Below are 12,399 nucleotides of genomic sequence, written 5' to 3' on the forward strand. Positions count from 1 at the left end.
GTGTTGGACCGACGCCGCCCGGTCAGCCGCGACGTTAAACCCCGGACCCACCGACAGTTGTGACCAACGGCTACGAATCAGCCCGATTCGGTATCTCACCACACCCGAGACACCCATGCTCACGGCCGACGGCTGCCGCGCCCGCCGCCAGCGGTTCCTGGACCGGCTCCGCCCCGCCGGCCCGGTACTGCTCGGCGACCCGCTCCACCTCCGCTACTTCGCCAACTTCCACGTCGAGGCCCAGAGCCTCGGGGCGGACTTCGGCGGCTTCCTCCTGCTGCGGCCGGACGGGCACGCCACGCTGTTCCACGACGCCCGCGTGCCGAAGACCGCCGAGCTGGCCCACGCCGACGAGCGGAAGCCGGTCCCGTGGTACGACGGCCAGTCGCCCGGCGTCGGCTCGCGCCGCATGATCCTTCAGCCGGTCGTGCAGCAGAACGGCGGCCGAATCCACGACTCGCTCGCGGACCCCGGCTGCGCCGACGTGTACGCCATCACGTCCGAGATGCGCCGCGCCAAGGACGCCGACGAGGTGTCGCTGCTGAAGGTGTGCATGGCGGCGGGCGACGCCGGGCACGCCTGGGCGCGGGCGAACGTGAAGCCCGGCATGACCGAGCTCGACGTGTACGCCGGCATCTGCGGGGCGGTGTACGCGAACCTCGGGCACTGGGCCGTGGTGTACGGCGACTTCACCGTCTCGACCGGCAGCAAGAAGCGTGGCGGCCCGCCGACGCCGCACGTGTTGGCCGCCGGCGAGACGCTGATCCTCGACTTCTCCGTGGTCGTGCAGGGCTACCGCAGCGACTTCACGAACACGCTCGTGGTCGGCGGCCAGCCCACGGCCGAGCAGCAGAACATCTTCGGGCTGTGCGCGATGGCCATCGAGGCAGGGGCGGCCGTGCTGCGGGCCGGGGCGATGTGTCAGGCGGTGTTCGACGCGGTAGACGCGGTGCTCGGCGGGAAGCTGGTTCACCACGCCGGTCACGGGCTGGGCATCCAGCACCCCGAGGCGCCGTTCCTCGTGCGGCACTCGACCGAGACGCTGGTCGCCGGCGACGTTGTGACGCTGGAGCCGGGGCTGTACGTGGACGGCGTCGGCGGCGTCCGGTTGGAGCACGACTATCTGGTGACGGCGACGGGGTGCGAGCAGCTGAGCGGGCACGTGCTGTCGCTGACGTGACCGGCTACCCCACCGTCCGGATCACGCAGCGGTTCCGCCCGCCGTCCTTCGCCTCGCGCAGCGCCGCCGCCGCCGCCCGGTACAACTGGTCGAAGCCGACCGGCACCCCCACCCCGGCCACCGCCAGCCCCACGCTCACCGTCATGCGGATCGGCCGGCCGCCGTACTCGGTCGTCGCCGCCGCCACCCGCCCGCGCAGCCGCTCCCCCAGCACCGCCGCCCCGGCCTCGTCCGTCTCGGGGGCCACCACCATGAACTCCTCGCCGCCCACGCGGCCGAGCGAGTCGGAGCCGCGGAGCGCGTCCGACAGCACCCGCGCCAGCCACGCCAGCACGTGGTCGCCGCCCGTCTGCAGGTGGTGGGTGTTGACGTCCTTGAAGTGGTCGGCGTCGATCAGCGCCAGGGTCAGCGGCGACGGGCTGCGCGTCCGGCGGATCAGCTCCTTGCGGGCGATCAGGTCGACGGCCCGCCGGTTGGCCACGCCGGTGAGCGTGTCCGTCAGCGCCATCTGCTCCAGGATGCGGTTCTTCTGCTGGAGCTGCGCCAGCGCCGCCTCGAGCTCACGGGTGCGGTCGGCGACGCGGCGCTCCAGGTCGAGGTTCAGCTTCCGCAGGTCTTCGAGGAGCTGCTCGTGGCTCCGTTCCAGCAGCAGCGCCCGCGCCGCCGAGCGGAGGGTTTGCAGCAGGTCTTCCGGCCGCCACGGCTTGAGGACGAGGCGGTGGACCTGCGAGTGGTTGATGGCGTCGGCGGCGTCCTCGAGCCGGGCCGTGCCGCTGAGCAGTACCCGCGACGTGCGCGGGCTGTTCCGCCGCGCCCAGTCCAGGAGGGCGAGGCCGCTCTCGTCCGGCAGGTTAAGGTCGCTCAGGAGGATGTCGACGGCGCGCTGCCCCATGACGCCGCGGGCCTGCTCGACGGTGCAGGCGGTCAGCACCTCGAAGTCCTGGGCGAGCTGACCGGCCAGGACGCCGAGGACGCCGGGGTCGTCGTCCACGGCAAGGACGGAACACTTGTACCGGGTTACGTTCATAACCGCGTGTCCGCCCCAGTCGGTCTCCGCCGGAAGCGGTCGGAAAACGCCGTCAAAACTCAAGGTATAACACTCCGGGCGGGGCGGGGGGCCGGTCGGCGGAGAAGTTTGCCTACCCTGCGGGAACGGGGCAGCCCCGGCAAACCGGACAAAAACCTTGCCGGATTTTCGAGTTACGGCCGGGAATGATTCGCGCCCGGGGCGGGAAAAAGGTCAGTTCCGGAAAAAGTGTCGATTTAGGGAACAGTTTTCTTGAACCGTCAAGACTCGACGGCTAGAATCCCGTGCTACGTGGGGTTGCCACCCCAATTGCGAGCGCAGCGGACGAGCCGGCCCGACGGCTCGGCTGGAGCTGTCCCGCCCGACGGATCGCGCGACTTTCGCCCGCGCCCGCCGAACGGTCGACGACTCTCGGTCGAGCCGCCGATTTTTTTTGCCCGCGTGGTCACGGCCCCTTATGCTGGGCGGACCCGGGGCAAGCCGAGCCTCCCTGAAGCCGCACCCGGCCGAGTGCCGATACGGTGTGTTCGGTGGCACCCGAGACAGCCCACGAACCTCATACCGCAGGAAGGCCAGAGGCCGCCATGAAGACTGCCGCCACCAGGCGTACCCGTTCCGGACAATCGGCCAAGGCCCCCGACACCAGCGTTACGACCTTCTCCTCCGACCTGCTGACGCCCGAAGAAGAGCGCGAGCTGCTGACCAGCTTCTGGGACTGCAAGAGCGAGCTGGTCCGCGTCCTGGTCCGCCACTTCCCGGCCGAGCTGCGGGCCAGCCGCCCGCCGCTGGAGCCGTGGCCGATGGCCCAGTTCATCCGCGAGCACTGCACCGACGCCCGCTGCGAAGACGTGGTCGCCGTGAAGCGCCTCCGCGACCGGTACGTCCACTTCAAGCACCGCCTCGCCAGCGCCAACATCCGCCTCGCCGCCCACGTCGCCAAGCGGTTCCGCCACCACAGCCTCGCGTACAGTGACCTCCTCCAGGAGGCCGTCTGCGGGCTGATGCAGGCCATCGACCGGTTCGACGTCAGCCACGGCACCCGGCTCGCCACCTACGCCACGTGGTGGATCCGCCAGACGCTCCAGATCGCCGTGGCCCGTCAGAGCCACCTGGTGAGCCTGAGCCCGCACCACCTCCAGGAGCTCGGCCTGCTGCAGCAGGAGAGCGAGGCGCTGGCCCACGGCGGCAAGCACCTCCCGAGCCCGCAGGAGCTGGCCAGCCGCACCGGCAGCTCGCTCGAGCACCTCACGCACCTCCAGACCGCCACCCGCACCCCGGTCAGCCTCAACGCCGTCCTCGACGACGACAGCGATTTCAAGCTGACGGAGGCGATGCCGGACACGGGCACCCTGGTGATGCAGGAGAACAACGAGCGGCAGGAGGCTCTGGGCTTCCTGATGGAGAACCTGCGGCCCCGCGAGCGGAAGGTGCTGGACCTGCGGTTCGGCCTGACCGGCAACGGCACGCACAGCCTCCGCCAGATCGGCCACCTGCTCCGGATCAGCAAGGAGCGTGTCCGCCAGATCCAGAACCGGGCGCTGGAGAAGCTGCGGTCGAGCGCCGAGCGCGTCGGCTGGGAGCCGAACCTGCTGCTGGAGTAGTCGGGTGACAGGAACCTGACGTGCGACGCGGGCGGCGAAAGCCGCCCGCGTTTGCGTTTCCAGGACGAGGTGACACCGGTGACCGGGTTTACTGGTAGCTCGAGACCAGGACGTCGGTCAACACGACGGGAATGTACGGGGTGGTGGGCGGCTTCGCCGGCGGCTTGGCGGGGGTGGTCTCGCGGGCGACCACCACGACCCCAACTGGCTCGTCGGACGTGGCGAACACCGCCGACGGGAGGGTGCGGGAGTCCAGGGATTCGACGAACGGGCGAAAGCGGGTCATCTCAGGCTCCTCGGATTAGCAGATACGGGCGGGTCGGCGACCCGCCCGTATCTGCTAATCCGGGAAACTGCGACCGGCCGGCCAGGAATTGCTACCGCCCCGTGTACGGCGTCGTCGTGTCCGCCAGGAACCCGAGCGCGAACGTCGTCTTGTTCGCGTCCCACGCCGCCTGCGGGAACGGCGACACGCTCGCCACGTCCACCGGCCGCCGCGTCTCGACGTGCCCGTCCACGAACGACACGTTGCACACGCCCGAGAAGCGGAACTGGCTCGCCGTCACCGCCGCCGAGCTGATCGCCTTGCCCGGCTCGAACGGCGAGCCGAAGTAGCCGCCGAACGGCTCCTGCAACTTGCCGCTGCTCTGCAACTGCACCACCTCCGCGAAGAAGAACGTCGCCGACGTGGACTGGAAGTCGGTGATCCGGCGCCCGGTCACCGGGTTCGGCCACGCCGGCTCGTTGCAGACGTGGCGGTTGTAGGCGTAGCCCGAGGTCAGCCCGGTGTAGACCTTCGTGACGGGGTAGGCGTCGAACTTCGGGCAGACGTTCACCGCGGTGGCGTTCTCGTAGTAGTTCGTGAGCACGCCCTGGGTGGGGTCGTAGGTGCTGGTGAACGTGCTGGTGTTCATCGTCTCCAGGCCGAACCAGTACTTCGTGACGTACGGGGCGGGCGGCGCCCAGCTGGTGACGGCCTCGCTGTACGCCGGCAGCCTCTGGAACGCCGACTCGTAGCTGTGGGCGGCGAGGCTGAGCTGCTTCAGGTTGTTCTGCCCCTTGGCGCGGGCGGCGGCCTCGCGGACCTTCTGCACCGCGGGGAGCAGCAGACCGATGAGGATGGCGATGATGGCGATCACCACCAGCAACTCGATGAGCGTGAACGCGGGACGACGGACGGACACGGGGAACCTCCTGCCGGGTCGGGCAGTGGCCGTGGCCTTCGGGTGGGCGTGCGTGCGGGGCGGCGCACCCGACGGGTGCGTAAGAAAGCCGTGCCCGCGCGGACGCCCGGTGCCGGGGCATCACGGCGATGGACACGACGGGCAGGTCTTCTGGCTCTCGGCTCCGACGGCCGGACCCACCTTCCCGACGCCTCGCGGCGCCAGTGGTTGCTGGGTCAGGCCTCGCCGATCACAGCGGCGGCCCCGCGCCGGATTCTCACCGGCTTCCCTCTTCGTCCCGCCCCGGCGCCGGGTGGCGCGCGACGGGAACCAGTCGCGTGAGCAGCATGATACACCGGACATCGGCGGTGGCAACCGACCGTGGCGGGCTGGTTCGTGCCCGGGATGAAGCGCCTGCGGGTCTGGCCGAAAATGTGCCGCCGACGATTGTCACCCGCCCCGCGGCCTGTCACGGTTGCGGCACCACCCCGCCCGGAGGCGTCGCCGTGAGAGTCGTGCTGTCCGTCGGCTTTGTCACGAGCGTCCGATTCCGGGTGTCGATGACGTCGGCGGTCGGCCGGCCGTCGGTCACGGAGTTGTCGATGACCTGCCGGCCGCCGGGCGTGCCGGGCCACTGGAGCATCGTCCCCTGCTGCCAGCCCCACACCCGCGTCGGCCCGAACTGGAGGTACTCGTCGCGCTCCTGCGTATCCACCATGCCGACGACGATCGCGTCGGCGGCGGTCGGCTGGCGGTCGGCGGCCCCGACGCGGTTCACGAGGAGGTAGCAGCCGGTGGCGTCCCACGGGGGCTTGTCGTGGTAGCCGAGGAAGTGGTGGACGGGGCCGCAGCCGCGGCGAATTCCCGGCGGCAGAGGCTTTCCATCGGAACCCCGGGTCGGCAAGATGCGTCGGAACGGTGCCGTCGTTGTAGCAACCCCGGAGCCCCGCCATGCGCCCCGCGCTCGTGCTGTTCGCCCTCACCGTCGGCGCGCTGCTCGCCGCCGACCCCGCCGCCGTCGGCCAGCCGAAGGCGGTGACGATCAAGCTGAACAAGCTGTCGGCGCCGGCCCCGGCCGGGTGGGTGAGCGAGAAGCCGAAGTACACACTGCGCTCCTACCAGTTCCAGCTCCCCGGCGAGAAGGAGAGCCCGCCCGGCGAGGTCATCGTGATGCCGGACAGCAACCCGAAGGCCGAGAAGGTGTTCCCCGGGTGGAAGGCGTCGTTCGACGGCGAGCCGGTGGTGAAGGAGTCGAAGCTGGAGGTGAAGGGGGCGGCGGTGCGGCTGCTGGACGTGACCGGGACGTGGCGCTACAAGGAGCGGCCGTTCGACAAGACCTCGAAGACCGAGGAGCGGCCGGACTACCGCGTCGTGTGGGCGGTGGTCGCCGAGGCGGACGAGGCGACGCACGTCCGGCTGAGCGGCCCGAAGGCGGTCGTGGACAAGCAGTACCCGGCGTTCGAGGCGTGGCTGAAGGCGCTGAAGTGACCGGCGGCGCGGTCAGGCCCGGTTCGCCCCCGGCACCCACAGCACGTCGGCGGTGCCGTCGGCGTTCGCCGCCCGCGCGAGTACGAACAGCAGGTCCGACAGCCGGTTGAGGTAGATCACCGCCTGCGGGTTCACCGGCTCGGCGTGGGCCAGCGCCACCACGGCCCGCTCGGCGCGGCGGCATACCGTCCGCGCCAGGTGGAGCCACGCCGCCGCGGCGCTGCCGCCCGGCAGCACAAAGCTCCGCAGCGGTTGCAGCCGCTCGTTGACGGCGTCGATGGCGCGCTCCAGCCGCTCGGCCTGGCCCGCGGTCACGCGCAGCGCGGCCGGGTCGGTGCCGGGCACGCACAGGTCGGCGCCCACGTCGAACAGGTCGTTCTGAACCGACCGCAGCAGCTCGGCATCACCCGGCGCGTGGAGCACGGCGAGCCCGAGGACGGCGTTCATCTCGTCCACGTCGCCGTAGGCCGCGACGCGCGGGTGGTCCTTCGGCACCCGCGTGCCGTCGCCGAGGCCGGTGTCGCCGGCGTCGCCCGACTTCGTGTAGATGCTCGAGAGGTAGACCACGTCGGTGCTCCACGGGGTGGCGTTGGGGTTCTCGCGGGCCTCAAGCCGTTCCAGGCCGGCGAGGGCGGCGCGGGGCCGGGCGCAACCAACTGGTCACGGGCGTGGGCACGGGTGAACTCCCGCGGTGCGAGTCGGGGCGAGGGGGACCCGGCGCGCGGAGCTATCCTATAACGACGACGGACCCGGCGGCCGCGGGCGCAGCGCCGCGGCCGCCGGCGCCGGGAATCGGCCAGAAACCCTTCTGAAACTATCAGATTGGTCACACACCCGCGACGCTGCGGCGTCCGGCTCATCGGATCTTAATGTTTCCGGATTGGTCCGCGGCCGCAAAGTTGCCCCGGCCGGCACGACTGGACTCATTTAAATGTTCGTCTGTAGGACTGCGTGACATGTTTCCGCGACCCGGGTGGGGGGGTAGCGGAAGAATCATTTTCGAGGACTACCGCCCCGCCGTGACGCGGAGCGGTTGCTCCTCCCGAAGCGGGTTGCGCAGGTGGGCCGCCTTCACCTCGGCGCGGAAGCGGGCGTCGCCGGGCTGGGCCGCGTCCACCTCGACGGTGTACGTGACAGCCTGCCCGGGCCGGAGCTCGTCGAGCACCGGGAACGTGACCCGCCCGTCGGCACCAGGCCGCCCCTCGGCGCGGTCGGGGCCGCTCCCCTTCACGAGCCGCAGTTCCGGTGGCACGACCGCCGCCACGTCCAACTGCCGGGCCGACACGGTCCCCTGGTTCCGCAACCGAATCTGGAACGTCGCCCGCCGGCCGACCTCGACCGTGCCCGGCGGCGTCGCCAGCTCCAGCACCACCGCCGGCGTGCCGACGATAGCAATCGTCCCCTCCGCCTTCGCTTGAAGCGATGCGGCGTCGCCGTCGGCCAGCGTCGCCACCGCGAGCGTCGCCGCGCCCGTGAGCCGCACCGCATCAACGCCGAGCTTGAACGTGCGCGTCTCGCCGGGGGCGAGCGTACCCGCCTTCCACTCCACCGTCCCCGCGCTGATGACGCCGTCGCCGGCGTCCTTGGCGCGAACCTCCGGCGGCAGCGCGGCCCGCACGGTGACGTTCTTCGCGGCCACGTCGCCGGCGTTGGCCACCGACACGTTCCAGGTGAACTCCTGGTTCACGTAGACGAGCTTCGGCCCCGTGACCGCCGCCCGCAGTTCGGCCCGCCGCACGTCGAACGCGACGCGGCCCGACGACGCGCTGAGGTTGCCGTCGCCGGTGGCGGTGGCTTGCAGCGAGTATCGGCCGGTCAGCTTCGCGGACAGCGGGAGGTCGAACGTCCGCGTCTCGCCGGGGGCCAGCGTGCCGGCCGGCAGCTCGACGGGGTTCTTACCCGAGGCGTGCTTCACGGCCTCGTCGAAGGACGCGAACACGGTGACGTTCCGGGCCGGCGTCGGGCCGCTGTTGGTGACCGCGACGCGGAACGGGTTGGCGTCGCCGACGGTGGCCGCGGCCGGCGGCTCGACCAGGACACTGAGCTTGCCGGCGTCCACACGCACCGTCGCATCCCGGCGGGCGCTGAGGGCGTCGGCCGTGTCCGCCTGCGCGGCGACGACGACGGTGCCGACGCGGGCCGGCCGCACCTGCATGGCGATGGTCTGGGCCTGCCCCGCCCGCGAGCCGGGCAGGTCGAACACGAGGGCTCCGCCGTCCTGTCGGGTCGGCGGCGGCTCCGAGCGTTCGAGCGTGGCGCCGTCGGACAGCGTGACCCGCACGCGGGCCTCCTTGCCGTCCACGGGGCTGGTGTTGGCGAGCGTCACGGTGGCGGGGAACGCCGCCGTCGGCCCGGCGACCGGCGGCGCGGTCACGTCGAGCTTCAGCTCGGGCGCCGCCCACTCGATGAGCGTCTCGCGGCGGCTCACGACGGTGCCCGGCCCCTGGCCGTTGTCGGCCGCCTTCAGCACCTCGACGGCGACGCGCGTCTTGCGGCGGTCGCTGCCGGCCTGCGGGTTCGTCTGAATGAGCCGCACGGTCGCCTTGCCGTCGGCGTCCGTGGTCGCCTCGGCCTCGCGGGCCGCGCCGCCGCTGCGGCTCGCCAACACGACCGACGATTCTTCGGAGTCGACGAGCCGGTAGCGAACGCGGTAGGTCGGCGGGTTCGGCCCGTCCTGCTCGAAGCGCGCGACCGTGGTCGTGAGGGCGTGCTCGGTGCCGATGCGGACGGTCGCCGGCGGCGGGAACACGAACCGCCCTTCGCCCCACACGATCTTCGCGGCGACGCGCCCCTTCTCCCAGTTGAACACGCCGGGGGCGTAGGCCGTGAGGATGGTCTCGCCCGGCACGGGGCAGCTGACCACACAGAACGTCTGCCCGGCGCAAATTTCGACGTCGTCCTTGGGGTCGTCGTTGCCGCGGGTGATGGTGTGGGCGGTGTAGCAGGTGTGGCTGATCGCGTACTTGTTGTCGTGCTTGTAGCCGCGGCCGGCGTAGAAGCCCGACTCGTCCACCTCGACGATGCTGCCCGGCCCTTCGAGCATCCACTCGACGCGGCGGCTGCGGCGCGGCTGCCCGTCCTTGTCGAGCACGGAGGCGACGACCACGACCTGCGCCCCCAGCGGCGCGGTGGCGTCGGCGGGGGTGACTTCGATGCGGGCGGCCTTGGGGTCGAAGTCGCTGAAGTAGCCGAACGACGGCTTCCCGTGGTTCTCCAGGACGCGGCCGCCCGGGAAGTAGTACGGGAAGTAGCTGGGGTTGTGCGAGTTGAAGCAGCCCCCTGCGAGGGCGGCGAACAGCACGGCGATGGGGGTGGCGCGCCGGGTCATGCCGCGCTCATAGCGTGGGCAGGTGTGGCACGCAACCCCGGCAGCTGGGAGGACTGGGGGAATGACCAATTCCCAACGACCCCCCAATGACCAAGGACGGAACCGCTGGGTTTCCTTGGTCATTGGGGGGTCGTTGGGAATTGGTCATTCCGGGCCTAAAATGCCCCGCAACCAGGAGACGCGAATGCTAACCCGGAAGTACCTGTTCCCCGGGGTGATCGAGCTGAACCTCCAGGCGGCCCGGCCGCTCGGGGTGAACATTTATCTCATCGACGGCGGCACCGAGTACGCCCTCATCGACATCGGCCAGGACGACACGCTCGGCGAGGTCATCGACCTCGTCCGCGGCATGGACTTCCCGCTGTCGAAGTGCAAGCTCATCATCGCCACCCACGCCGACGCCGACCACGTCCAGGCACTGGCCGCGGCCCGGGTGCGCTTCAAGACGAAGGCCGCCGCCCACCCGAAGGCCGCGGCGGCGCTCGAGTCCGGCGACACCGTGCAGACCTACGCCAGCATCCCGGCGCAGGGCTTCGACATCCCCATGCCGCCGTGCAAGATCGACGTGCTGCTCAACGACGGCGACGAGATCAAGGTCGGCAAGGTGAAGCTGACGGTGTGGAGCACGCCCGGCCACACGCCCGGCCAGCTCAGCTTCAAGATGGGGAACCTGCTGTTCAGCGGCGACAACATCTACAAGGACGCCTGCGTCGGCGTCATCGACGCGCACCACGGGTCGAGCATCCCCGAGTACCTGAAGTCGCTCAACCGCATCCTCGCCGACGACGCCGAGTACCTGCTGCCGAGCCACGGCCCGGTGTTCCGCAAGGACGCGAAGATTCTGAAGGCCGCGATCGACCGGCTGACCGGCTACCAGTACATGGCCGACTTCGGCACCTGCGCCCAGTCGTGGCCGCTGCAAGAGGCCTACGAGAAGGATGTGCTCGCAGGGAAGATGCCGGAGCTGTGAGCACGGGTGAGGGGTGAAGTGTGACCGGTACGCGGCCGGCCCGTGCGCCGCCAGGATGTCGTCCCACGTCCCCACACACCCTCCCCCTCGTCAGTCGCACGCCGGCCTCGGAAATGACCGCACCGCGGCGAAAATCCCGCCCCTCCGTATGCTAACCGCGGCGGCCGGTCCCTCCTCTTCGCGCGGGTTTCTCCCATGAAAATGGGCCTCGTCGGCTACGCCGGGTCGGGCAAGAGCACCGTCTTCGAGTGGCTCACCGGCGGCAAGCCGGACCCGTCGAAAGTGCAACAGGGCCAGACCGCCATGGCCGACGTGCCCGACGACCGCCTCGCCGGCATCGCCGCCGAGATGAAGCCGAAGAAGACGACGTACACCCAGGTCGCCGTCCTCGACACCCCCGGCCTCATGCTCGACGAGAAGAAGGACAACGCCCGCCGCCTCGGCATCCTCCGCGAGGCGAACGGCCTGGTCGTCGTCCTCGACGGCTTCACCCGCACCGACTTTGCCGCGCAGCTGACCCACTTCCGCGACGAACTCCTGTTCGCCGACCTGGAGGTCGTGTCGAACCGCGTCCCGAAGGTGGAGGCCGGCCTGAAGAAGGCCAAGCCGCAGAAGGAGCGTGAGGCCGACGAGGCCGAGCTGGCCCTGCTCCGCCGCGTCGTAGCGGGGCTGGAGTCGGGCAAGCCGGCGTCGCAGTTCGGGCTCACGGCCGACGAGGACAAGGCGCTGCGGAGCTTCCAGCTGTTGACGCTCAAGCCCGAGATCGTGTTCGTGAACCGCGGCGACAGCGGCTTCAACGACCCGCTCCCGGCCGACCTGCTGGCGCTGGCCCCGGGCGCGGTGCAGGCGCCGGCGAAGCTCGAAATCGAACTCCTGGCGATGGACGAGGCCGACCGCACGGCGTTCATGGGCGACTACGGCATCACGGCGTTCAAACGCGGCGAGACGATCCGGGCGATGTTCTACGGCGTCGGCCGCGAGGTGTTCTTCACGGTGGGCGAGGACGAGTGTCGGACGTGGTCGATCCCGAAGGGGTGCGACGCGGTCGAGGCGGCGGGGTGCATCCACCGCGACCTGTCGGACAAGTTCGTGCGGGCGAACGTGATCGGCTACGCCGACTTCATCGCGTGTGGCCTGAGCGAGAAGGAGGCGAAGGCCCGCGGCCTGATGCGCACGGAAGGCAAGACCTACGTGGTGAAGGACGCCGACATCATGCACATCCTGGCTGGCCACTGATGCACCTGTTCCGGCTCAAGCCCTCCACCATCCCCGGGGCCGGCGTCGGCGTGTTCGCCACCGTCGACATCCCGGCCGGCACCGTGCTGACCGAACTGTTTGCCGACGACGACGTGCGGTTCGTGCCGTGGGCCGACTTCGCCGTGCTGCCCGGCCCGGCCGAAGTCCGCGAGAACTTCGCCGTCCGCTACGACGACGGGGCATACCTGCCGCGCGACCTGAACCGCATCAGCGTCGGCTGGTTCCTGAACGACAGCCGCGACCCGAACTTGGCCCACGACGCCGACTACGTCTACTTCGCGCGGCGGGACATAGCCGCCGGCGAGGAACTGCTCATCGACTACGACACGCTATGACCGCCGGCTGCTGTGATAGGATGGGCTCGTCCCCCCGCGGAGGCCGCCGT

Annotated in this window: 12 protein-coding genes and 1 riboswitch; of the genes, 6 read left to right on the forward strand and 6 right to left on the reverse strand. The window is 70.6% G+C overall.

Going from position 1 to position 12,399, the window contains the following annotated elements; genetic code table 11:
- Positions 1-115 precede the first annotated feature (115 nt).
- A complete protein-coding gene (locus tag ETAA1_RS05250; protein WP_145234959.1) occupies positions 116-1,180 on the forward strand; it encodes a M24 family metallopeptidase in 1,065 nt (354 codons plus the stop codon).
- Between the two features lie 4 nt (positions 1,181-1,184).
- On the opposite strand, the gene ETAA1_RS05255 is transcribed toward ETAA1_RS05250, so the two are convergent.
- Entirely contained in the window at positions 1,185-2,207 is a 1,023-nt protein-coding gene (locus tag ETAA1_RS05255; RefSeq protein WP_145234961.1) for a GGDEF domain-containing response regulator, read from the reverse strand.
- 584 nt (positions 2,208-2,791) lie between these two features.
- On the opposite strand from ETAA1_RS05255, the gene ETAA1_RS05260 reads away from it, so the two are divergent.
- On the forward strand, positions 2,792-3,808 hold the full coding sequence (locus ETAA1_RS05260; protein ID WP_145234963.1) for a sigma-70 family RNA polymerase sigma factor: 1,017 nt from the start codon (positions 2,792-2,794) through the stop codon (positions 3,806-3,808).
- An 88-nt stretch (positions 3,809-3,896) separates the two neighbouring features.
- Here ETAA1_RS05260 and ETAA1_RS05265 read toward each other — a convergent pair whose 3' ends face one another.
- From ETAA1_RS05265 to ETAA1_RS05275, 3 genes are all read right to left on the reverse strand, one after another.
- Complete coding sequence (locus tag ETAA1_RS05265) at positions 3,897-4,094, reverse strand: hypothetical protein (RefSeq protein WP_145234965.1); 198 nt, start codon at positions 4,092-4,094, stop codon at positions 3,897-3,899.
- A gap of 91 nt (positions 4,095-4,185) precedes the next feature.
- Positions 4,186-4,992, reverse strand: a complete 807-nt coding sequence (locus ETAA1_RS05270; protein WP_145234967.1) for a DUF1559 family PulG-like putative transporter — start codon at positions 4,990-4,992, stop codon at positions 4,186-4,188.
- 123 nt (positions 4,993-5,115) lie between these two features.
- Positions 5,116-5,321, reverse strand: a riboswitch (cobalamin riboswitch).
- 119 nt (positions 5,322-5,440) lie between these two features.
- Positions 5,441-5,875: a hypothetical protein gene (locus ETAA1_RS05275; RefSeq protein ID WP_145234969.1), complete on the reverse strand. Its 435-nt coding sequence runs from the start codon at positions 5,873-5,875 to the stop codon at positions 5,441-5,443.
- Between the two features lie 47 nt (positions 5,876-5,922).
- Between ETAA1_RS05275 and ETAA1_RS05280 the strand changes: the two genes are divergently transcribed.
- On the forward strand, positions 5,923-6,459 hold the full coding sequence (locus ETAA1_RS05280; RefSeq protein ID WP_145234970.1) for a hypothetical protein: 537 nt from the start codon (positions 5,923-5,925) through the stop codon (positions 6,457-6,459).
- Positions 6,460-6,471: 12 nt separating this feature from the next.
- On the opposite strand, the gene ETAA1_RS05285 is transcribed toward ETAA1_RS05280, so the two are convergent.
- Positions 6,472-7,026 (reverse strand): cob(I)yrinic acid a,c-diamide adenosyltransferase, encoded by a 555-nt coding sequence (locus ETAA1_RS05285; protein WP_145234972.1) that lies wholly within the window; start codon positions 7,024-7,026, stop codon positions 6,472-6,474.
- A 439-nt stretch (positions 7,027-7,465) separates the two neighbouring features.
- The gene (locus tag ETAA1_RS05290) at positions 7,466-9,787 is read right to left on the reverse strand and encodes a COG1361 family protein (RefSeq protein ID WP_202920679.1); all 2,322 of its coding nucleotides are present in this window, start codon (positions 9,785-9,787) and stop codon (positions 7,466-7,468) included.
- Positions 9,788-9,971: 184 nt separating this feature from the next.
- Here ETAA1_RS05290 and ETAA1_RS05295 point away from each other — a divergent pair, with 184 nt between their 5' ends.
- The 3 genes from ETAA1_RS05295 (at position 9,972) to ETAA1_RS05305 (ending at position 12,349) form a co-directional block, all read left to right on the forward strand.
- Positions 9,972-10,757, forward strand: a complete 786-nt coding sequence (locus ETAA1_RS05295) for an MBL fold metallo-hydrolase (RefSeq protein WP_145234976.1) — start codon at positions 9,972-9,974, stop codon at positions 10,755-10,757.
- 195 nt (positions 10,758-10,952) lie between these two features.
- Entirely contained in the window at positions 10,953-11,993 is a 1,041-nt protein-coding gene (locus ETAA1_RS05300; RefSeq protein ID WP_145234978.1) for a DUF933 domain-containing protein, read from the forward strand.
- Positions 11,993-12,349, forward strand: a complete 357-nt coding sequence (locus ETAA1_RS05305) for an SET domain-containing protein (RefSeq protein ID WP_145234980.1) — start codon at positions 11,993-11,995, stop codon at positions 12,347-12,349. Before ETAA1_RS05300 ends, ETAA1_RS05305 begins: the two co-directional genes overlap by 1 nt.
- The last annotated feature ends 50 nt before the right edge of the window (positions 12,350-12,399 follow it).

This window comes from Urbifossiella limnaea (assembly GCF_007747215.1).
GTDB classification, from domain to species: Bacteria; Planctomycetota; Planctomycetia; order Gemmatales; family Gemmataceae; genus Urbifossiella; species Urbifossiella limnaea.